General features: G+C 68.6%; 21 protein-coding genes. 18 read left to right on the top strand and 3 right to left on the bottom strand.

All coding sequences use genetic code 11. From position 1 onward, the window contains the following. The first annotated feature begins 38 nt into the window (after positions 1 to 38). Complete coding sequence (locus POL67_RS13925; RefSeq protein WP_271917808.1) at positions 39 to 1,577, top strand: ATP-binding protein; 1,539 nt, start codon at positions 39 to 41, stop codon at positions 1,575 to 1,577. 9 nt (positions 1,578 to 1,586) lie between these two features. Here POL67_RS13925 and POL67_RS13930 read toward each other — a convergent pair whose 3' ends face one another. Beyond that, entirely contained in the window at positions 1,587 to 2,378 is a 792-nt protein-coding gene (locus tag POL67_RS13930; protein ID WP_271917809.1) for an alpha/beta fold hydrolase, read from the bottom strand. Positions 2,379 to 2,687: 309 nt separating this feature from the next. Here POL67_RS13930 and POL67_RS13935 point away from each other — a divergent pair, with 309 nt between their 5' ends. From POL67_RS13935 to POL67_RS13975, 9 genes are all read left to right on the top strand, one after another. After that, positions 2,688 to 3,122: a helix-turn-helix domain-containing protein gene (locus tag POL67_RS13935; RefSeq protein ID WP_271917810.1), complete on the top strand. Its 435-nt coding sequence runs from the start codon at positions 2,688 to 2,690 to the stop codon at positions 3,120 to 3,122. Between the two features lie 255 nt (positions 3,123 to 3,377). Next, entirely contained in the window at positions 3,378 to 4,205 is an 828-nt protein-coding gene (pssA, locus tag POL67_RS13940; protein ID WP_271917811.1) for a CDP-diacylglycerol--serine O-phosphatidyltransferase, read from the top strand. Positions 4,206 to 4,271: 66 nt separating this feature from the next. Beyond that, a complete protein-coding gene (locus POL67_RS13945; protein WP_271917813.1) occupies positions 4,272 to 4,667 on the top strand; it encodes a hypothetical protein in 396 nt (131 codons plus the stop codon). A 66-nt stretch (positions 4,668 to 4,733) separates the two neighbouring features. Beyond that, positions 4,734 to 5,606, top strand: coding sequence for a cytochrome C assembly family protein (locus POL67_RS13950; RefSeq protein WP_271917814.1), 873 nt, complete (start codon positions 4,734 to 4,736; stop codon positions 5,604 to 5,606). Positions 5,607 to 5,613: 7 nt separating this feature from the next. Further along, positions 5,614 to 7,101 carry a glutamyl-tRNA reductase gene (gene hemA, locus POL67_RS13955; protein ID WP_271917816.1) on the top strand — a complete coding sequence of 496 codons (1,488 nt, stop codon included), beginning with the start codon at positions 5,614 to 5,616 and terminating at the stop codon, positions 7,099 to 7,101. Beyond that, positions 7,098 to 7,994, top strand: a complete 897-nt coding sequence (gene hemC, locus POL67_RS13960; protein ID WP_271917817.1) for a hydroxymethylbilane synthase — start codon at positions 7,098 to 7,100, stop codon at positions 7,992 to 7,994. Before hemA ends, hemC begins: the two co-directional genes overlap by 4 nt. A gap of 25 nt (positions 7,995 to 8,019) precedes the next feature. Continuing rightward, on the top strand, positions 8,020 to 9,645 hold the full coding sequence (locus POL67_RS13965; RefSeq protein WP_271917818.1) for a glycoside hydrolase family 57 protein: 1,626 nt from the start codon (positions 8,020 to 8,022) through the stop codon (positions 9,643 to 9,645). A gap of 42 nt (positions 9,646 to 9,687) precedes the next feature. Further along, entirely contained in the window at positions 9,688 to 10,164 is a 477-nt protein-coding gene (locus POL67_RS13970) for a hypothetical protein (RefSeq protein ID WP_271917819.1), read from the top strand. A gap of 46 nt (positions 10,165 to 10,210) precedes the next feature. Then, the gene (locus POL67_RS13975; RefSeq protein ID WP_271917820.1) at positions 10,211 to 11,254 is read left to right on the top strand and encodes a hypothetical protein; all 1,044 of its coding nucleotides are present in this window, start codon (positions 10,211 to 10,213) and stop codon (positions 11,252 to 11,254) included. A gap of 19 nt (positions 11,255 to 11,273) precedes the next feature. On the opposite strand, the gene POL67_RS13980 is transcribed toward POL67_RS13975, so the two are convergent. Together POL67_RS13980 and POL67_RS13985 are read right to left on the bottom strand one after the other, a co-directional pair. Then, a complete protein-coding gene (locus tag POL67_RS13980) occupies positions 11,274 to 12,137 on the bottom strand; it encodes a hypothetical protein (protein ID WP_271917822.1) in 864 nt (287 codons plus the stop codon). 130 nt (positions 12,138 to 12,267) lie between these two features. Further along, positions 12,268 to 13,119 (bottom strand): hypothetical protein, encoded by an 852-nt coding sequence (locus POL67_RS13985; RefSeq protein ID WP_271917825.1) that lies wholly within the window; start codon positions 13,117 to 13,119, stop codon positions 12,268 to 12,270. 154 nt (positions 13,120 to 13,273) lie between these two features. On the opposite strand from POL67_RS13985, the gene rpsL reads away from it, so the two are divergent. The 8 genes from rpsL to rplB all read left to right on the top strand — a co-directional run bounded on the left by rpsL (position 13,274) and on the right by rplB (position 19,894). Continuing rightward, entirely contained in the window at positions 13,274 to 13,672 is a 399-nt protein-coding gene (gene rpsL / locus POL67_RS13990) for a 30S ribosomal protein S12 (RefSeq protein WP_136932396.1), read from the top strand. Between the two features lie 46 nt (positions 13,673 to 13,718). Continuing rightward, the gene (rpsG, locus tag POL67_RS13995; protein WP_136932397.1) at positions 13,719 to 14,189 is read left to right on the top strand and encodes a 30S ribosomal protein S7; all 471 of its coding nucleotides are present in this window, start codon (positions 13,719 to 13,721) and stop codon (positions 14,187 to 14,189) included. Positions 14,190 to 14,480: 291 nt separating this feature from the next. After that, complete coding sequence (gene fusA, locus POL67_RS14000) at positions 14,481 to 16,595, top strand: elongation factor G (RefSeq protein ID WP_271917827.1); 2,115 nt, start codon at positions 14,481 to 14,483, stop codon at positions 16,593 to 16,595. A 3-nt stretch (positions 16,596 to 16,598) separates the two neighbouring features. Beyond that, entirely contained in the window at positions 16,599 to 17,789 is a 1,191-nt protein-coding gene (gene tuf, locus POL67_RS14005; protein WP_271916446.1) for an elongation factor Tu, read from the top strand. Between the two features lie 15 nt (positions 17,790 to 17,804). Then, entirely contained in the window at positions 17,805 to 18,116 is a 312-nt protein-coding gene (gene rpsJ, locus POL67_RS14010) for a 30S ribosomal protein S10 (protein ID WP_012233476.1), read from the top strand. Between the two features lie 9 nt (positions 18,117 to 18,125). Next, positions 18,126 to 18,749, top strand: a complete 624-nt coding sequence (gene rplD / locus POL67_RS14015) for a 50S ribosomal protein L4 (protein WP_271917833.1) — start codon at positions 18,126 to 18,128, stop codon at positions 18,747 to 18,749. Positions 18,750 to 18,760: 11 nt separating this feature from the next. Beyond that, positions 18,761 to 19,060 (top strand): 50S ribosomal protein L23, encoded by a 300-nt coding sequence (rplW, locus tag POL67_RS14020; protein WP_271917835.1) that lies wholly within the window; start codon positions 18,761 to 18,763, stop codon positions 19,058 to 19,060. Positions 19,061 to 19,063: 3 nt separating this feature from the next. Beyond that, positions 19,064 to 19,894, top strand: coding sequence for a 50S ribosomal protein L2 (gene rplB / locus POL67_RS14025; RefSeq protein WP_271917837.1), 831 nt, complete (start codon positions 19,064 to 19,066; stop codon positions 19,892 to 19,894). The last annotated feature ends 1 nt before the right edge of the window (position 19,895 follow it).

The raw sequence follows: 19,895 nt of genomic DNA on the forward strand, positions 1-19,895 counted from the left end.
CGCTTGACGCCCCATGCTCGCCCTGGGATCCTCTGCGCATGTCCCGCCGCTTCAACACGGCTGGCCCGAACGATCCGGCGCGCCACCACACGGTTCCCGCGCTGTCCCGTGTCCCCGGCGTCCGGGAAATCATCGAGCAGGGCAGTTCCTTCATCCTCCACGCGCCCAAGCAGACCGGCAAAACGACCGCGCTGCTCGACCTCGCCGCCGTGCTGAACCGGGAGGGCAAGTACGTCGCAGCCGTGCTCTCGCTGGAACCCGGCGCCGCGCTGACGAGCATCGACGCGGCCGAGCTCGCGATGCTCGACTCGTGGCGGTACGACCTCGCCGCCTACCTGCCCGCCGACGTCTCGGTCCCGCGCTGGCCCGACGCGCCCCAGGGAAACCGCATCGGCGCAGCGCTCTCGGCGTTCTCCCAGGAGGCGCCGCGGCCGCTCGTCATCCTCCTCGACGGCCTCGACTCCTTGTCGCGCGACGTGCGGGTCTCCCTCGTCCGGCAGATCCGCGCCGGCAAGCCACGCCGCCCGCGCGCCTTCCCTTGGTCGATCGGCTTCGCCTCGGTGCGCGAGCCCCGCGAGCTCGACGCAGGCCAGGCGCCTTCGAGCTCCCGCGCCCCCGCGAGCTCGACCGGCCTCGACGCCGAAGTACTCACCCTTCAGGGTTTTTCGCGTAGCGAGGTGGCGACGCTCCTCCAAGGGCTGGAAGAGCGGACGGGGCTCGAGCTCTTGCCCGGCGCCGTCGAGCGCGCCCACGAGCTCACCCAGGGACATCCTTTCCTCGTGAACGCGCTCGCGCAGCGGATCGCCGACGGCTCCGATGGTCGCAAGGGCCCGCTGACGGCGGTGGACATCGAGCGGGCGAAGGATCTCCTCCTCGATCGCCGCGGTGGCCTGCTCGACGAGATCAGCGATCGCATGCGTGACGGAAAGCTCCGGGCGGCGCTCGAGCAGATCCTCGCCGAGGCGCAACGCGAGCCGCCGGCCGAGGACTTGCGGGGCGGCATCGATCTCGGGCTCGTTCGGCGCATGCCCGATGGAACAATCGCGCTGGCGAACCCGATCTTCCACGCGCTCGTCGCGCGGCTCTTGCCTGGCGCGGTGCGATCGGTGTTCCCGGTCGGACAGCCGGCGTGGGTCGGGCCCGACGGGCGGCTCGACACGGATCGGCTGCTCGAAGCGTTCCTCGATTTCTGGCGGCGGCACGGCGACGCGCTTTTCTCCAGCGCGCCCTACGGCGAGCTGTCGCCGCTCGTGCTCACGGCGTTCTTGAACCGCGTCGTGAAGAGCGGTGGCCTCATCGAGCGGGTCTACGCCATCGGCCGCGGCCGCATGGACGTGTGCATCCGGCAGGGCGGAGCCGCGGTCGCGCTCGTGGTGAAGGTACGTCGCGACCGTGATCCGGATCCGATCCCCGAGGGGCTCGCGCAGGTCGACGAGGCGCTCGCGCGGCTCGGGATCGAGGACGGATGGCTCGTGGTGTTCGATCGGCGCAAGGGCGTCTCGCCCGTCTCGCAGCGGCTCGGCGCCGCGAAGGAGAAGACGCCTGCCGGGCGCGAGGTCGTGCTCGTCCGGGCGTGAGCCGCGCCGTCACGATCGGAAGCGCAGGAAGTCGCTGAGGATCGCTGCGAACTCGTGCGGTCGCTCCAGGAAGGGCGAGGGTCCGGCGTTGGGCATCTCCGCGACGACGACACGTGCCTCCGCGAGGCGCGAGAGCGAGCGCGGTGAGATCCCGCCGCGGCTGCCCGTGACGAAGAGCGCGGGCACGGACAAACGGGCGAGCCGCCACGCGAGCGAGCCCTCCTCGGCGAGCGACACGAGCTCGCGGCCCCAGGCGTGAAGCAGGCGCGCGTCGCAGGGGACGCGGCCCGGGTCTTCGGCCGTCGTTGCTCCACGCGAGGCGCGCCTCACCGCGTCGCGCAGGGCGTTGATGCCCGGGCCGCCGAGATCCGTGAGGGTCAGCTCCGCGGCGGGGCGGAGGCTCGTGCAGTCGTCCACGGTCTTCGGGCCGTCGACGTCCACGAGGGCGCGGACGAGGCCTGGGTGGCGCTCGGCGATGAGCGCGGCGAGTGTCCCGCCGAGGCCGTGCCCGACGAGGGCCACGCGCTCGCCGAAGCGGCCTCCGAGCCACCTCGCGAAGTGATCGGCGAACGCCGTGAGCGGCGCGGGCCGCGGGGCTGGGACGCTGCGCCCGTGCCCTGGAAGATCGGGCACGACGTGCCGGTGCGCGGCGAGCCGCGCGTGCAGCGCGACCGCCTCGAACACGAGCCCGTGTCCGGCGAGCCCGTGCAGATACACGAGCGGGGTGCTCCGCGCGGACGGGTGATAGTCCCGGACGAACATCCCTGCATCGACCCCGTGCGCCACATCGACCGACAGCATTCGTCCCCCTCCCTCCTCGATCGCCGCGATCCGGACCCGCGCTCTCCTCAGGAAGAGCCTGAACCGGTCCGTCCGAAACCACCGACTTCGCGTCGTGCTCGATCCCTGCCTGGCCGGACGCCTCACGGGTCCTCCGGCTCGTTCGCGCTTTCCCAATCGATGCGCGAGGCCGGTCCTCGGGCGCGCTCCTGCCGTCAAAAGCCGCGGAAAAGGGCGGGCGGATCGTCACGTACGGGGCGGCTTCCGGGGCCTCCGCGGAAGTTTGTCTAGGAAAACCAGTCCGTGCGCGACTTTGGGTACCGTGCCCACATGCCGCGACGACGCGAGCCCGATCCGTTCGCCCTCCAGGTTGGAATCCGCATCAAGCAGCTCCGCGAGGAGCAGGGTCTCACGATGGAGAAGCTCGCCTTCGAGAGCGAGCTCGGATCGAAGGGACACCTGTCGAACCTGGAGCGAGGGCTCGCGAGGCCCACGATCCACACGCTGAGGGTCCTCGCGGAGCGGCTGGAGGTCGACGTGCTCGACCTCCTCACGTTCCCCGAGCAAGGCGATCGCCAGAAGCTCGTCGACCTGACGCGTTACCTCGGGCGCGGGACGATCCGCAAGCTGCTCAAGGACATCCTCAAGGACATGGCGCCGCTCGAGTCCGCGAAGGAGCCCGCGGCCGCGGCGCCTCCGCCGAAGAAGGCCGCCAAGCGGAAAAGCACGCCCGCGAAGGCGCGCAAGAAGAAGCGCTCGGCGTAGATCGGCAATTTCGTTGCTGGTCAAATGGATTGGTTCGCCCACGGACGATCCGGCGGCGCCGCTCTCCGTCAAGCGATCCACGATCGTGTCGTCTGGGTGCGAAGCGCCGTATCCACTTCCATCCACGCGTGAGCGCGTGGTGCGTAACGCGCTTCCAAGGTTCGGACGATCTGCGTCCGAACCTTGGGCTTTGCTTGCGTCTTCGCGCGCTGCGTCGTTACGCTCTGCGTCCTCATGCGCTGGAGGAAAAGGACGATGGGGAAGGGCATCCGGCTGCGGAAATTCGAGCTCAAGAAGACGCTCTTCTTGCTGCCGAACCTGATCACGCTGACGAGCATCTTCTGCGGCTTCGACAGCATCCGGACCTCGGCGACGGCGCAAGGCGAGGCGGACTTCTACCGCGCCGCGTTGCTCATCGTCTTCGCGATGTTCTTCGACACGCTCGACGGCCGCGTCGCGCGGGCGACGAAGACGCAGAGCGCGTTCGGGCTCCAGATCGACTCGCTCGCCGACGTGGTGTCGTTCGGCGTCGCGCCGTCGCTCCTGCTCTACCAGTGGACGCTGAACCGGCTCGGCACGCTCGGGCTCGTGGCGTCGTTCCTGTTCACGGCGTGCGGGGCGATCCGGCTCGCACGGTTCAACGTGCTCTCGACCGGCGACGACGGCAAACCCTCGAAGCCGTCGAAGTACATCGTGGGCCTGCCGATCCCGGGCGCCGCGGGCATCCTCGTCTCGCTCGTCGTCGCGAGCCACGCCGCCGGCGGGATGCTCGGGCGCGCCGAGTACACCGTGCTGATGCTCGGCGTGACGATCGGTTTGTCGATGCTGATGGTGTCGACGATCCGGTTCCGCTCCTTCAAGGACGTGAAGCTCAATGCGGGGACGGCCCTGCTCGCCGCGTTCATGGTGGGTTCGTCCGTCGCGGTGTCGCTGAAGATGCAGCCGGCGTTCGTGCTGGTGTGGTTGCTCGGCTGCTACGTGACGATGGGGATCCTGGAGTCGTTGTGGCACCTGCCCCGGCGGCTCCGCGCGAGCCTGCTCGCCGGCGACTCGAATCAGCCCCCGCCCGCGGCGTCGGCCTGAACCCGGGCTGTTCGGAACGGCTTTGACTTTGCGGCAGGGCCGAACCATGTAGACTGCGCGCCGTCCATGAAGAATCGCGTATTTTTCCCGCAGGTCGCGCTCGACGAGTGGCTGGTGGAGGACAGGGTCGACCTCAGGAACGACGAGCTGACGATCAAGAACGAGGGGCGAAAATACCGCATCATCGAGGCGATCCGCGTCATGAGCGAGGTCAGCGGCTCGCCCGACAGCCACGAGCTGCTCGGCAAGGTGAAGTCGAAGGCCTTCCTCGCCGAGCTCGGCGCGGAGATCCTGGAGACCTCGATGATCCTCGGAGACAACGCGTACGACGTCGTGCCGGGGTTCGTGGGCGCGCCGATCGGGACGTTCGCCGATCACCAGCGCGTCGGGCCTCCGTCGCAGACCCGGAACCTGACGACCGACGAGGATCTGCTCGCGGCCTTCCTCGCCACGAAGCTCTGACCATTCGATAGGTCCCCGCGCGCATCGGCCTGCCGCCGCACCCAAGACGCGCTACCTTCTCCCGCCATGACGCGCGCTCTCTCCACGGGGACGTTCTTCGTGGCCGTGTTGCTCTACGGGGCAGCGAGCGCCCTCTTTTTCCTCGACATCGCCCGCAAGGAGACGCGGATCACCGCGTCGATCGGCTCCGTGCCGCCGCCGCGGCGCACGTCGTTTGCAGCGACGAGCCTCGGGGTGGCCGCGGCGTTTCACCTCGCCTACGTGACGTTCGCGAGCCTTGTCGCGCGCGTGTGCCCGGTCAACTCGGTGCATTTCTCGCTCTCCATGGCGTCCATCCTGGCGATCGCGGTGTACCTGCCGGCGCGGCGCTGGGTCCGCATCGACGCGATCGGCGTCTTGCTCGCGCCGCTCGGGCTCGTCTTCGTGCTCGGCACGTATTTCCTCGGTCAGCCAGGACCCGCGCATTCGCTGAGCCCCGTCTTCCTCGCGCTGCACGTGCTCGCGAACCTCGCAGGGACGGCGCTGTTCCTGCTCGCGGGCGGCGCGGCGATGCTCTACCTCGTCCAGGAGAAGCGCCTGAAGAAGAAGCGCACGGACCGCCTGCGGATCGGCAACCTGCCGCCGCTCGAGGTCCTCGATCAGGCCGTGCACCGCTTCCTCGTCGCGGGCTTCCCGCTGCTCACGCTCGGCGTGCTGACGGGCACGATCTGGGCGAAGGGCCTGGAGAACGGCTCCTTCGAGGAGATCCTGCGGGCCGTGCTGGGGTACACGACGTGGCTCGTGATCGCGGCCGTGCTGCTTCTGCGCGCTGCGGCGGGGTGGCGCGGCAGGCGGGCGGCGTACGGGACGATCGCAGGGTTCTGCTGCGTGGCCGCGGTGCTCGTGGTCTACCTCGTGCGGCCCGTGGTCGAGCTCGGCTCGCCGAGGCTCGGAGGCTAGGGCAGGCGTGATCGTCGTCGTTGGTCTCTCCCACAAGACAGCGCCGATCGCGGTGCGCGAGCGGCTCGCCGTGCAGCGCGACGCGCTCCCCGCGCTCTACGAGCGGCTCCTCGCAGATCGGTCGATCGGGGAAGCCGTGGTGCTCTCCACGTGCAACCGCGTCGAGGTGTATGCCGCTCCGCCGCGCGGAGGTTCGCTCGAAGCGACGAGCCGCGCGACGATCGGCGCGCTCGCGGCGATCGGCGGGGATGTGGTCACGATGCACCTCGGGCGCAAGGAGGGCGGCGACGCGGTGCGGCACCTCTTCCGCGTGGCCTCGTCGCTCGACTCGCTCGTTGTGGGCGAGCCGCAGATTCTCGGTCAACTCAAGGACGCGATCGAGCTCGCGCGGGAAAGCAAGGCGCTCGGGCAGACGCTCGGCAAGGCGATGCTGCGGGCGGTTCGCGTGGGCAAGCGCGCGCGGAGCGAGACGGCGATCGGCGAAGGGCAAGTGTCGGTGTCGAGCGTGGCCGTGGATCTCGCGCAGGAGATCTTCGGCGATCTCACGGGGCGCAAGGCCGCGCTCGTGGGTGCGGGCGAGATGGCCGAGGCCGCGGCGAAGCTCCTCGCGAAGGCAGGCGCGAAGATCATCGTGCTGAACCGGAGCCCGGCGCGCGCGAAGGTGCTCGCGTACGAGGTGTCCGGCGAGCCGCGTGGGATGCAGGAGCTCGAACGGACGCTCGGCGAGGTCGACATCGCGATCGGCTCGACGTCGAGCCCGACGCCCGTGATCACGGTGGATCTCGTCAAGCGCGTGCGGAAGGTGCGGCGCGGCAAGAGCCTGTTCTTGATCGACATCGCCGTCCCTCGCGATGTGGAGCCCGCCGTGAACGACCTCGACGGCGTCTACCTCTACGACGTCGACGACCTCTCGCAGATCGTGGCGCAGTCGCTCGAAGGTCGGGCGGCGGAGGCGGCGCGCGCCGAGGCGATCGTCGAGGAAGAGGCGCGCGCGTTCGAGCACTGGACGCTCGAACGAGAGCTCACGCCGACGATCGTGGGGCTCTTCAACCGGACGCGCGCCGTGCTGCTCGCCGAGCTCGAACGAAGTTTTGCCGGGCGCCTCAAGCACCTCGGCGCCGCGGAGAAGGAAGCGCTGCTCGTGATGGTCGACGCAGCGACGAACAAGCTGCTCCATGCGCCGGTGACGCGCCTCAAGGAGCTCGCGGGCGACGCGCGCGCCGAGGGGTATGTCGAGGCCGTGCGCGACCTCTTTGATCTGTCGGCGATCGCCCTGGAGGCGATCACTCTGAAGGGCGGCGACGGCAGCGCGATCGACGGAGCGATCACGCTGCCGACCACGGGCACGAACGGCAAGGCGCAGAGCCCGTCGTCCTCCATCCCGCGCGCGCCTGTGCAGGCTTCGTCCGCGGGCTCGCCTGCCGCGGCGACGCTCGCTTCGACCTCGTCCTCGGCCTCCCCGCGCGAGGTCGCGGGCGCAAAGGATCTCGGATGACTCGCCTGATACTCGCCACCCGACGCTCGGCCCTCGCGCTCGCCCAGTCCCGCGCCTTCGCGCGCGCCCTCGTCGAAGCCTCGCCCGGTCTCGAAGTCGGCGAGCTCGAGATCGTCACGTCGGGCGACAAGATCACCGATCGTCCGCTCCAGGAAGTGGGCGGAAAGGGGCTCTTCGTGAAGGAGCTCGAAGAGGCGCTCCTCGACGGCCGCGCCCACCTCGCGGTGCACTCGTACAAAGACGTGCCCGCCGTGATCCCCGATGGGCTCGTGATCACGTGTGTCCCGCGGCGCGAGGATCCACGCGATGTCTTCATCTCGCGGACAGGCGCGACGCTCGCGGAGCTGCCCGCGGGCGCGCGCGTGGGGACGTCGAGCCTCCGGCGCGCCGCGGCGATCGGCGTGGCGCGGCCCGATCTCGGGATCTTGCCGCTGCGCGGGAACGTGGACACGCGGCTGCGCAAGCTCGAGGAGGGGCAGGTGGACGCGATCGTGCTCGCGCTCGCGGGGCTCAAGCGTCTCGGGCTCGAACGACGCGCGACCGAGATCCTCGACCCCGCCGTGATGCTGCCTGCGATCGGGCAAGGCGCGCTCGGGATCGAGTGCCGCGAAGCTGACGAGGAGACGCGGCGCGCGCTCGCGCCGCTCGACGATCCCGAGACGAGCGTGCGCGTGGCCGCCGAGCGCGGGGTGATGGTCGCGCTCGGCGCCGATTGCCGTACGCCCGTGGCAGCGCACGCGGTGCGCACGGACGAGGGGCTCTGGATCCGGGCGATGATCGCCGAGGCGGACGGGACGCGTCCGCGGATGGGTGAGCGTCGCGTCGTGTGGCCCTCGGCGGCGGAGGCGACGCGTGTCGGCCTGGATCTCGGGCAGGAGCTCCTCCGGGCCTGAGGGCGCCCGCTTTCTTCTGCGGCCCATGCTGGGATACGTCGCGATCGTCCTGCACGCACACCTGCCCTGGGTGCGCCACCCGGAGCACGCCCGCCCGCTCGAAGAGCGATGGCTGCACGAGGCGTTGTGGGAATCGTACCTGCCGCTGCTCGACGTGCTCGCGCGGCTCGAAGCGGACGGGATCGCGGCGCGGATCTCGGTGTCGGTGTCCCCGACGCTCGCGGCGATGCTTGCCGATCCGCTGCTTCGAGAGCGCTTCGTTCTGCACCTCGACAGGCTCGACAAACTCGCGGCGCAGGAAGAGCGACGGACGAGCGGTGACGCGGCGATGCGCCCGATCGTGGCGTTTTACCGGACGCGGATCGAGGCCACGCGCGCGGGCTGGGAGCGGATCTCGGGCGACGTGCTCGGTGCGCTCGCGGGCCACGAAGATCGCGGCTCGATCGAGCTTCTGACGACGAGCGTGACGCACGCGTATCTGCCCGCGCTCACGCGTTCGAGTGCGCGCGCGCAGGTAAGACTCGGCCTGCGCGCATTCGAGGCCCTCGTGGGGCGAAGGCCGCGTGGGTTGTGGCTCCCCGAGTGTGGCTACGATCCCTCGCTCTTGCCGGAGCTCGCGGCGGCGGGCGTAGGGTACTCGGTGCTCGATGCGCACGGCCTCGAGCTCGCGTTGCCGCGACCTCCGCGGGGCGTGCTCGCGCCGATCCTCTCCTCCGCGGGCGTCGCGTTTTTCGGCCGTGATCCGTGCGCCTCGCGGGAAGTATGGTCCCGCGAGGCCGGATATCCGGGCCACCCGGACTATCGCGATTTCTACCGCGACGTCGGCTTTGATCTGCCGGAAGCCGCGCTTGCAGGGGAGATCGGCCCCGACGGCACGCGCCTCATGACGGGCCTCAAGTACCACCGCATCACGGGCCCGGGGCCTCATAAAGCGCTGTGGGATCCGGCCGCGGCCGAGGCGCGCGCGCGCGCGGATGCCACGCAGTTCGTGGCCGAGCGGGCCGCCGCGCTGCGCGCAGCACAAGGACGCGGCCCGCGGCCTGTCGTGGTGGCGCCGTACGATGCCGAGCTCTTTGGGCACTGGTGGTTCGAAGGTCCGATCTTCCTCGAACACGCACTGCGAGCGTTGCATCTCGCGGAGCGTGCAGGCGAGATCGCGCCCGTGACGCTTGGTGCTTACCTCGCGGCCGAGCCTTCGCTCACGGTGGCCGAGCCCTCGGCCTCGTCGTGGGGCGAGGGCGGCTTTGGCGAGGCGTGGCTCGGGCGCGCGCTCGATCCCGGCCGCACGGAGGGCATGTCGCCGGCGCACCTCGTGCGGCACGTGCGCCATGCAGAGCAGACCGTGCAGGGGCTCGTGCGGGGGCGGCGCGGCGCGGACGGGCCCGCTGGGCGCGCCCTCGATCAGGCGATCCGCGAGCTCGTGCTGCTCGAAGCGAGCGACTGGGGCTTCATGATCCGGCGCGGCGAGATGGCGGCATATGCGGCGGCGCGGGTGCGCGCGCACGCGAGCCGCGTGGATCGGCTTTGCAGGCTCGCGGGGCGCGACTGGATCGGCGAGAGCGAGGCGCGGTGGATCGAAGCGACGTGCGAGCGGACGCCGTTCCTCGCCGAGCTCCGAGGCGAGCGCTTGCGCGACGCGTTCGACGCGTGACGCCCGCATCTTGGGCCTTGTCGAGCTGCCCCTGGATCACGGATGCTCCTCTTCGCGATGCGCGTTCGTTCGAGCTGGCCCCGTCTCGCATCTCTCTTGCCGTCGTGCTTCGCGCTCGCGTCGATCGCCTGCGGAAGTGATCTCTTCCACGCGACCGACTGGGCCACGCTCTGCGACACGAAACCGACCGCGAAGGGCTGCGCCGGGCAGGGCGGCGGTGGCGCAGGCGGCATGGGCGGCGCAGGTGGCGCGGGTGTAGCCGAGTCTTGCATCCCGTGCGCCAACCTCGCGAGCGCGCGCGTGGCGAAGCCTGACGACGTCCCGGTGTGTCCGAGCTCGGTCGACGTGCACGCACTGCTCGACCAGTGCCGGTGCGACGCGATGAGCGTCTGTTACCCGAGCTGCTCGCTCACACCTGCGTGCGGCAGCACCGCGGTGGACGTGGAGGCGTGCGACGCCTGCGTCGAGACCTCGTGCGGCCCGTATGTCCTCTCCTGCCTCGCGCAAACGGCTCCTTGAGCGGCACGAGTTGACAGCGATCGCTGCGCGCGGAGACGATCGCTCCATGCTTCGCTTCGATCGCCTCTTCGGGCTCGGTGTTGCTGGTCTCGTGTTCGCGGCTGCGTGCGGTGGCGGAGGGGAGGGGAGCTCCGCGTCAGCGTCGGGCGGCGGATCGGAGCCCGTGTGCACGAGCGACGCGCAGTGCAGCGCGAGTGCTCCTTGCAAGATCGCCGCGTGTGTCGCGGGCGCCTGCGTCGAGACCCAGGCGCCCGAGGGCAAACTCGTCCTCGACGGCCTCGTCTCCGGGGATTGCAAACGCAAGCAATGCAAGGCCGACGGCACGATCGAGGAGGTCGTCGACGATACGGACAACCCCGAGGACTACAACCCCTGCACGCTCGACACGTGCACGGCGGGCATGCCGAGCCACACACCGGATCTTGCGATGGAGACGATGCCGTGTGGCGCGAGCAGCGCGACGACGTGCTCGGCCGGTGTGTGCATCGGTTGCACCGAGCCGTCGCAGTGTCCGCAGGGTGGCGTCTGCCACGTGGCCGTGTGCAACCCCATGGGCATGACGAACGCGTGTGACCTTGTGTTCGACGTGGGTAAGGCGGTCGCAAACGAGGATCCCGGTGACTGCCTGCAAGCGGTTTGCGACATGAACGGCCTCGTCGTCCCAGCGCCCGCGCCGCTCGACGTGCCCCCGCCCGACGACAACGAATGCGATGTCGAGTCGTGTGGCGAAACCGGCGCGATCGTCCACACGCCGCAGGTCGACGACACTGCGTGCGGCGGATCCACCACGTGCAAGCCGAGCTCGTGTTCGGCGGGCGTGTGCGTGACGCAGATGCCCTTGCCAGGCACGGAGGTCGTCCTGGAGACGCAGGTGCCCGGCGATTGCCGCAGCACGGTGTGCGACGGCATGGGAGGCACGCTGGATCAGCCTGACGACGCGGACGTGCCGACCGATCCGACTCCGGGCGACTGCACGATCCCCGTGTGCTCGGGCGGCACGCCGTCGACGGGCCCTGCGGTGCAGGGCACCCCGTGCATGAATGCGGGTGGCGCGCTCAGCATGTGTGATGCGAGTGGTAGCTGCATCTGACGTCGCGGACGCGACGTGGTCAGAACGTGACGCGAAGCCCCGCGGACGTGGGGCCCACGAGGAGGCGCAAGCTTGTTTGCGGCGCGGCCGGCGGGGTTGTGGAGGGCGCGCTGGGCGTGGTCTCGTCGCTCTTCACGGGCACGCGCTTGCTGCCGATCACCCACAGCGGCACGCCCACGCCGAGCGCCACGACGCCGGTGATCAGGATGCCGTAGCCCACGGCTTGTTGCGTCTCGTCGGAGCGCGTCTCGCAGATCGTGGGGCCGAACTGCGATTCGCAGTAGATCGGGATCTGGCTCACCGCCGTGCTCGCGATCGCCGAGCCTGCGAGCACGCCGACGATGCCCGCAGTCGTGGCCAGGATGCCGCCGACCATCATCGGCGTGCTCTTGCGCTCGTAACGCGGAGGCGCCGGCTGCGGCTCGCTGTAATAGGGGCCGTAGTACGGATATCCATACGGATAGCCTTGCTGCGGCGGGCCGTATCCGGGCGGAGGCGGACCGTACTCGCCGCCTTGCGGGGGCGGGCCGTATCCGGGCGGAGGCGGGCCATATCCCTGCGGATAGCCGTATCCCGCGGGCGGCGGCGGCGCGGGCGGAGGCGCTGCCGCGACCGTACCGGTCGGGGGCGGCGCACCGGGAGCAACCCCCGGCGCGCCAGGCGCGGGCGGAGGTGCGGCGAGCGGAGGCGCGGCGAGCTGCTCCGCGGGGGCCTGCGCCGTGCTCGGCGGAGGCGGCGGCTGCGGTGGCTGCGCGTGCGCCGCGGGGCCCACCGCGAGCAAGGAGAGGCCCAGCGCGGAGGCGGCGACACACGCGAGGGAAGCGCGCGCTCGGCGAGCCGCGGGCGTCGCGCGAAGAAGCTCCGGATCCGGCAACGTGGGCATCGAGGACTGTCCTTTCGGCAGAAGCTATGGGCGAGGGGAATCGAGGCCCCGCAGGCTGCGCTCGCTTTTACGATAACGAAAAACGAGATGCACGTGGCGCGTCAAGCGTGCTCCCGCGTCGAGGGTGCGATCACTCGTAGGCATCCTCGGCGGGACGGCTCGGCGCCTTCGGCGCTGCGGGCTTGCTCGCACCGGTCTTCGTCGCGGCTTTGGACTTGTCCGTGGGGGGCGCCGTCGGGCTCGCGGCGGGCTTCGAGGCCGTCTCCTTCGCGGCAGGCGCTTCCTTCGCGGGCGCTTCCTTCGCGGCGGGTGGCTCTTCCACGGTCACCGTGGCGCTTGCCTTCGTGGGCGCATCGTCCGTGGGTTTCGGCGCCTCCGTCGGCGCGGCCTGGATCGGAGGCAGCGGCAGCGACGCGGGCCTCGTCTCCGGCTGCGCCTCAGGCTTCGGCGCGGGCTTCTTTTCCTGTGTGTTTGTGGCAGGTTTGTCCGGCGCAACCGTCGGGGACGGACCCCCTTGCCCGAGGTAGACGAGCACGAACGCGACGGCCACGAGGCCGAGGAGCACGAGCACCGCATGCTCCTTCTTCGGGCCTTTCTTCTTCGCGGGCTCGATCGCCTTGCTCGTGCTCTCCTCGTGCTCCTCCGTCGGCGTCGCCTCTGCGGCGCGTGAGATCGCCTTCGCGGGTCTCTTCTTTTCTGCCTTGCCCTCCGGCGTTTTCGTCTCGGGCGCTGTGCTCTTGCTCGTGACGGCGTCCGAGGTGTTTTTCGTGGCGGCCTTCGTGGCCTGGCGCGTCGCGGCGGGCGCGGCTACGCTCGAGGCGCGCGTGGCCTCCGTGGATTTCGTCTCGCTGGGGGCGGCCGACGAGGCCTGCGTCGGGCTGGCCGTCGGGGTCGGCTTGGAGACGGACGTGGAGACCGATGGGGAACGAGCGGCGCGCGCTCGGTGCTCCTTGCGCTGGGCACGGGAAAGCTTTTTGCTCACGATCCGACGCTAACCGAAGCGGGTTCGATCAGGCAAAACCTCGGATCCAGGGCAGGAAAAGCAACCTGGCTGGCAAGTCCGTTCTCGGACGGCTTGACATGGCCCCTTCGCCGAGTATCCTCCGCGTCCCCCGATTCCGGGTAGACGAACCACCATGCCGACCATCAGCCAGCTCATCCGAAACGGCCGCGAAGCCGCTCGTTACAAGACGGCCTCTCCGGCGCTCAAGTCCTGCCCGCAGCGGCGTGGCGTGTGCGTCCGCGTGTACACCACGACGCCGAAGAAGCCGAACTCGGCCCTCCGCAAGGTGTGTCGCGTGCGCCTCACCAACCAGATGGAGGTCACGAGCTACATCCCGGGCGAGGGGCACAACCTGCAGGAGCACTCGGTCGTGCTCATCCGCGGGGGTCGCGTGAAGGATCTGCCGGGCGTTCGTTACCACGTCGTGCGTGGCACGCTCGACGCTTCGGGCGCCGCAGGGCCGAGCTCGACCAACAAGGCGACCCGCAACCGCAAGCGCTCGAAGTACGGCGTGAAGCGTCCGAAGAGCTGAGCCGAGCTCGCTCTCCCCCGATCACAGTCCGCCAGAAGGAAGCACCATGCCTCGTCGACGTGAAGTTCCGAAGCGCAGAATCATTCCGGATCCGAAGTTCAAGGACAAGCTCGTCGCCAAGTTCACCAACTCGCTCATGTTGAGCGGGAAGAAGGCGACGGCGGAGAGCATCCTCTACGGAGCGTTCGACGTCATTCGCGACCGCTTCAAGGAGGAGCCCATCGAGGTCTTCCGGAAGGCGCTCGACAACGTCAAGCCGAAGCTCGAGGTGAAGAGCCGGCGCGTTGGCGGCGCGACGTATCAGGTCCCGGTCGAGGTTCGGCCGGAGCGTCGCGTGGCCCTGGCGATGCGCTGGCTCGTGACGTACTCGCGTTCGCGCGGCGAGAAGACGATGCGCGAGCGCCTCGCGGCGGAGCTCATCGACGCGGCGCAGAACCGCGGCAACGCCGTGAAGAAGAAGGACGACACGCACAAGATGGCGGAGGCGAACAAGGCCTTCGCGCACTACCGCTGGTGATCGTTCGGACCTAGAGCGGTCGGACACGGCAGGAGATACGTCGAGCGAGATGGCGAAGGCGACATAAGGATCGGGTTACGTGCTCGAACATGGCGGCGCGAAGCGCGCCGCCAACGAACGTACCCCGACACCCTCTCCAGGTTCTCGAAGCACGCCAAACGGAGGCGGGCAGGGCTGGAGAGGGTGTCGTGCGTTCGGGGTTCGAAGCGACGAACGGCGACGCAAACGAGACCGAGCAACCGACACCGACGCCCGACATCAGCAGAGACAAACCGACCGCAGGAGGAAGCAGTGGCCCGCGAATACAGCCTGGAGCGCACGAGAAACATCGGGATCATGGCCCACATCGATGCGGGCAAGACCACGGTGACCGAGCGCATCCTCTATTACACGGGCGTCAACTACAAGCTGGGCGAGGTCCACGAGGGCGCTGCGACCATGGACTGGATGGTCCAGGAGCAGGAGCGCGGGATCACGATCACGGCTGCGGCGACGAACTGCTTCTGGGAGCCGAAGGAAGGCCCGAACGCGGGGAACCGGCACCGCATCAACATCATCGACACGCCCGGCCACGTGGACTTCACGATCGAGGTCGAGCGCAGCTTGCGCGTGCTCGACGGCGCGGTCGCGGTGTTCGACGGCGGCAACGGCGTCGAGCCGCAAAGCGAGACGGTCTGGCGTCAGGCGGACAAGTACCGGGTCCCGCGGATCGCGTTCATCAACAAGATGGACAAGATCGGCGCGGACTTCGACATGTGCGTCGACTCGATGAAGGACCGGCTCGGCACGAACGCGGTGGCGGTGCACTACCCGCTCGGCGCGGAGGACAAGTTCCGCGGCGTCATCGACATCGTCCGCATGCGTGCGGCTGTCTTCGACGACGAGACGAAGGGCGCCGAGTACAAGTGGGAACCCATCCCTGCGGATCTTGTGGCGAAGTGTCGGGAGCTGCGGGAACGCCTCATCGAGGCGTGCGCGGATGCGAGCGACGCGGTGATGGAGAAGTTCGTCGCCGGCGACATCGCGTCGATCACCGAGGAAGAGATCTACGCGGCGATTCGCGCGGGCACGCTGAACTTCAAGCTCGTCCCGGTGCTCTGCGGCTCGGCGTTCAAGAACAAGGGCATCCAGCTCTTGCTCGATGCCATCATCCAACTCCTGCCTTCGCCGGTCGACATCCCGCCGGTGCAGGGCACGGATCCGGACAAGAAGGACAAGGTGGTGACGCGCAAGGCGGCGGACAACGAGCCGTTCGCCGCGCTCGCGTTCAAGGTGATGAACGATCCCTTCGGCCACCTCACGTACTTCCGGGTCTACTCGGGCACGGTCGAGAGCGGTTCGAGCGTCCTCAACTCGACCCGCGGCAAGCGCGAGCGTTTCGGGCGCATCCTGCGCATGCACGCGAACAAGCGTGAAGAGGTCAAGACCTGCTACGCCGGCAACATCTACGCGGCGGTGGGTCTACGCGACACGCGTACGGGTGACACGCTCTGCGAGGAGAAGCACCCGGTCGTCCTCGAGCGGATGGAGTTTCCGGACCCGGTCATCTCCATCGCGATCGAGCCGAAGACCAAGGCAGATCTCGACAAGCTCGGCGTGTCGCTCCAGAAGCTCATGTTTGAGGATCCGTCTTTCCGGACGTTCACGAACGAGGAGACCGGGCAGACGATCATCGCCGGCATGGGCGAGCTGCACCTCGAGATCATCGTCGACCGCCTGAAGCGCGAGTTCAAGGTCGACGCCAACGTCGGCAAGCCCGAGGTCGCCTATCGCGAGACGGTGATGCGCAAGGTCACCGACGTCGAGGGCCGGTTCGTCCGGCAGACCGGCGGGCACGGTCAATATGGTCACGTCGTGATCGATCTCGGCCCTGCGCCGCGCGGCGCTGGGTTCGTCTTCGTCAACGACATCACTGGCGGCATCATCCCCAAGGAGTTCATCCCCTCCGCGGAGAAGGGGATTCGAGACGCGCTCGGGCGCGGGGTGCTCGCTGGTTATCCGGTGGTGGACGTCGAGGTGCGGCTGCACTTCGGCAGCTACCACGAGGTCGACTCGTCGGGCCCCGCCTTCGAGGTGGCTGGCTCGATTGCGTTCCAGGAGGCGGCCAAGCGCGCGGGCCTCGTGCTCCTGGAGCCGGTCATGTCGGTCGAGGTGGTTTGCCCGGAGCAATACCTCGGCGACGTCATCGGCGACCTGAACAGCCGTCGCGGGCGGATTCTCGACATGGGGCAGCGGGGAAATGCGCGCGTCGTGCGCGCGGAGGTTCCGCTCGCCTCGATGTTCGGCTACGCGACGGACGTGCGTTCGAAGACGCAGGGCCGCGCGACGCACACGATGCAGATTTCGAATTACGCACCAGTCCCGGTCGCGATCCAGGAAGAGATCGTCGCCAAGCAGCGAGGTTAGGCAATGGCCAAGGAGAAATTCAGTCGAACGAAGCCCCACGTGAACGTCGGCACGATCGGTCACATCGATCACGGCAAGACCACGCTCACGGCGGCCATCGTCAAGGTCCAGTCCAAGCAGAAGCTTGCGAAAGAGATCAAGTACGCCGACATCGCCAAGGGCGGCACCGTCCGTGACGAGACGAAGACGGTGACGATCGCGGCTGCGCACGTGGAGTACGAGTCGCCGAAGCGCCACTATGCGCACGTCGACTGCCCCGGCCACGCCGACTACATCAAGAACATGATCACGGGCGCCGCGCAGATGGACGGCGCGATCCTCGTGGTCAGCGCGCTCGACAGCGTCATGCCGCAGACCCGCGAGCACGTGCTGCTCGCCCGCCAGGTCGGCCTGAACTACCTCGTCGTCTTCCTCAACAAGTGCGACGCGGTGGACGACCCGGAGATGCTGGACCTCGTCGAGATGGAGGTCCGCGAGCTCCTCAACAAGTACAACTTCAACGGCGATAATGCGCCGGTTGTCCGTGGTGCTTCGCTGCCTGCGCTCCAGGGCGATCCAAAGTGGGAGGCGAAGATCGGGGAGCTGCTCGAGGCGCTCGACACGTACATCCCGGAGCCGGAGCGCGCGATCGACAAGCCGTTCCTCATGGCGATCGAGGACGTGTTCTCGATTAAGGGCCGCGGCACGGTGGCCACGGGCCGCATCGAGCGCGGCGTGATCAAGGTCGGCGAAGAGGTCGAGATCATCGGCTTCAAGGACACGCGCAAGACCGTGGTCACGGGCGTCGAGATGTTCCGGAAGCTGCTCGATCAGGGCATCGCCGGCGACAACGTCGGTTGCCTCCTGCGCGGCGTCGAGAAGGACGACATCGAGCGTGGCCAGGTCCTCGCGAAGCCGGGCTCGATCACGCCGCACACCCACTTCATGGGTGAGGTGTACGTTCTCAAGAAGGAGGAGGGCGGCCGTCACACGCCGTTCTTCACGAACTACCGCCCGCAGTTCTACATCCGGACGACGGACGTGACGGGCACCGTCAACCTCCCCGAGGGAGTGAAGATGGTGATGCCGGGCGACAACATCACGATGAACATCGAGCTCATCGCGCCGGTCGCGCTCGAAGAGCAGATGCGGTTCGCGATCCGCGAGGGTGGCAAGACCGTCGGCGCGGGCATCGTGACGAAGATCCTCAAGTAAGGAAGAAGCAGCGTCATGGCCGACACCACGAAGATCCGGATCCGCCTCAAGGCGTTCGATCACCAGCTTCTCGACAAGTCCACGAGCGACATCGTCGAGACCGCGAAGCGAACGGGCGCGCATGTCGCGGGCCCCATCCCCCTGCCCACGGAGATCCGTCGTTACACGGTTCTCCGCGGCCCGCACGTCGACAAGAAGTCGCGCGAGCAGTTCGAGATCCGCACGCACAAGCGGCTCCTCGACATCATCGAGCCGACGCAGCAGACCCTCGACGCCCTGATGAAGCTCGATCTTTCGGCCGGCGTCGACGTCGAGATCAAGAGCTAGGAGCGCGCCATGAAAGTCAACGTCTACAACCTCAAGCGGGAGCAGGTCGGCGAGATCGACCTTTCGGACGAGGTCTTCGGCGCCGAGGTCAAGGAGCAGCTCTTCTACGAGGTCGTCAAGGCCCAGCTCGCCTCGCGGCGCGCGGGCACCAAGGCCACGAAGGAGCGCAGCGCGGTCGCTGGCTCGACGAAGAAGCTCTACCGCCAGAAGGGCACGGGCCGCGCTCGTCAGGGCTCGATCCGCGCTCCGCACCACGCGGGCGGCGGCGCCGCGCACGCGCTCGAGCCGCAGGACTGGTCCTACCGTCCGCCGCGCAAGGTGCGCATCGGCGCGCTGAAGAGCGCGCTCTCCCTGTACGCCAAGGAGGGTCGTCTCATCGTCCTCGACAGCCTCGAGCTGCCCGAGATCAAGACGAAGGCGATCGTCGACGCGCTCGGGGCCCTGCAGGCGGGCAAGAAGTCGCTCGTCGTCGACAGCGCCTCGAATGAGAAGCTGGTGAAGTCGATCCGCAACCTCGACGCACACCAGTTCTTGCCGCCGGAGGGCGTCAACGTGTACGACCTCCTCCGCCACGACCACCTCGTCGTCTCGAAAGAGGCGGCCAAAGCGCTCGAAGCGCGCTGCCTTCGGTAGAGGAACACGCCATGCAGCCCGAGCACATCATCCGTCGGCCGATCATCCTCACCGAGAAGTCGGCCCGGCTCCGCGAAGATAGCAACAAGGTCATCTTCGAGGTGCGCCGCGACGCGAACAAGATCCAGATCAAGGACGCGATCCAGGCGCTCTTCAAGGTCGGCGTGGTCGAAGTGAACACGCTCGTCATGCGCGGCAAAGACAAGCGCATGGGGCGCGGCTACGCAAAGCTGCACAACTGGAAGAAGGCGATCGTCACCCTCAAGCCGGGCGACCAGATCCAGTTCTTCGACGAGGAGAAGTCGGAGTAAGCCATGGGTATCAAGAACTTCAAGCCGACCTCTCCGGCGCGGCGCTACTACTCGGTCAGTGATTTCAAGGAAATCACCAAGGTCGAGCCCGAGCGCTCCCTCATCGAGAAGCAGACCTCGACGGGCGGGCGCAACAACTACGGCCGCATCACCTCGCGGTTCCGCGGCGGTGGCCACAAGCAGCGCTACCGGATCATCGACTTCCGGCGCGACAAGATCGGCATCCCCGCGACCGTCGCCGCCATCGAGTACGATCCGAACCGCACCGCCCGCATCGCCCTGCTCCACTACGTCGACGGCGAGAAGCGCTACATCCTCGCGCCCGACGGCCTGAGCGTGGGCGCGAAGCTGGTCGCGAGCCGCAACGCCGACATCAAGCCCGGCAACAGCCTCACGCTGCGCCACATCCCGCCCGGCACCTCGATCCACAACATCGAGGTCAAGAAGGGCAAGGGCGGCCAGCTCGTGCGCTCGGCCGGCGTCGCCGCGCAGCTCATGGCCAAGGACGGCGACTACGCCCAGGTGCGTCTCCCGAGCGGCGAGATCCGCAAGGTGCACCTCGATTGCCGCGCCACCATCGGCCAGGTCTCGAACCCCGACCACGCGAACATCACCCTCGGCAAGGCCGGTCGTTCGCGATGGCTCGGCCGTCGTCCGCACAACCGCGGCGTCACCATGAACCCCGTCGATCACCCGATGGGCGGCGGCGAGGGCCGCTCCTCCGGCGGTCGTCACCCCTGCTCGCCGTGGGGTCAGCTCGCCAAGGGCCTGAAGACTCGCAACAACAAGCGGACCGACGGAATGATTATCCGCCGGCGCGGAACCAAGGGTTGAT

This window comes from Polyangium mundeleinium (assembly GCF_028369105.1).
GTDB lineage: Bacteria > Myxococcota_A > Polyangia > Polyangiales > Polyangiaceae > Polyangium > Polyangium mundeleinium.

Bases quoted from the DNA above. Each gene is read 5' to 3' on its own strand.
- POL67_RS13925 (WP_271917808.1), top strand. From the start codon at position 39: ATGTCCCGCCGCTTCAACACGGCTGGCCCGAACGATCCGGCGCGCCAC.
- POL67_RS13930 (WP_271917809.1), bottom strand. From the start codon at position 2,378: ATGCTGTCGGTCGATGTGGCGCACGGGGTCGATGCAGGGATGTTCGTC.
- POL67_RS13935 (WP_271917810.1), top strand. From the start codon at position 2,688: ATGCCGCGACGACGCGAGCCCGATCCGTTCGCCCTCCAGGTTGGAATC.
- pssA (WP_271917811.1), top strand. From the start codon at position 3,378: ATGGGGAAGGGCATCCGGCTGCGGAAATTCGAGCTCAAGAAGACGCTC.
- POL67_RS13945 (WP_271917813.1), top strand. From the start codon at position 4,272: ATGAAGAATCGCGTATTTTTCCCGCAGGTCGCGCTCGACGAGTGGCTG.
- POL67_RS13950 (WP_271917814.1), top strand. From the start codon at position 4,734: ATGACGCGCGCTCTCTCCACGGGGACGTTCTTCGTGGCCGTGTTGCTC.
- hemC (WP_271917817.1), top strand. From the start codon at position 7,098: ATGACTCGCCTGATACTCGCCACCCGACGCTCGGCCCTCGCGCTCGCC.
- POL67_RS13965 (WP_271917818.1), top strand. From the start codon at position 8,020: ATGCTGGGATACGTCGCGATCGTCCTGCACGCACACCTGCCCTGGGTG.
- POL67_RS13970 (WP_271917819.1), top strand. From the start codon at position 9,688: ATGCTCCTCTTCGCGATGCGCGTTCGTTCGAGCTGGCCCCGTCTCGCA.
- POL67_RS13975 (WP_271917820.1), top strand. From the start codon at position 10,211: ATGCTTCGCTTCGATCGCCTCTTCGGGCTCGGTGTTGCTGGTCTCGTG.
- POL67_RS13980 (WP_271917822.1), bottom strand. From the start codon at position 12,137: ATGCCCACGTTGCCGGATCCGGAGCTTCTTCGCGCGACGCCCGCGGCT.
- rpsL (WP_136932396.1), top strand. From the start codon at position 13,274: ATGCCGACCATCAGCCAGCTCATCCGAAACGGCCGCGAAGCCGCTCGT.
- rpsG (WP_136932397.1), top strand. From the start codon at position 13,719: ATGCCTCGTCGACGTGAAGTTCCGAAGCGCAGAATCATTCCGGATCCG.
- tuf (WP_271916446.1), top strand. From the start codon at position 16,599: ATGGCCAAGGAGAAATTCAGTCGAACGAAGCCCCACGTGAACGTCGGC.
- rpsJ (WP_012233476.1), top strand. From the start codon at position 17,805: ATGGCCGACACCACGAAGATCCGGATCCGCCTCAAGGCGTTCGATCAC.
- rplD (WP_271917833.1), top strand. From the start codon at position 18,126: ATGAAAGTCAACGTCTACAACCTCAAGCGGGAGCAGGTCGGCGAGATC.
- rplW (WP_271917835.1), top strand. From the start codon at position 18,761: ATGCAGCCCGAGCACATCATCCGTCGGCCGATCATCCTCACCGAGAAG.
- rplB (WP_271917837.1), top strand. From the start codon at position 19,064: ATGGGTATCAAGAACTTCAAGCCGACCTCTCCGGCGCGGCGCTACTAC.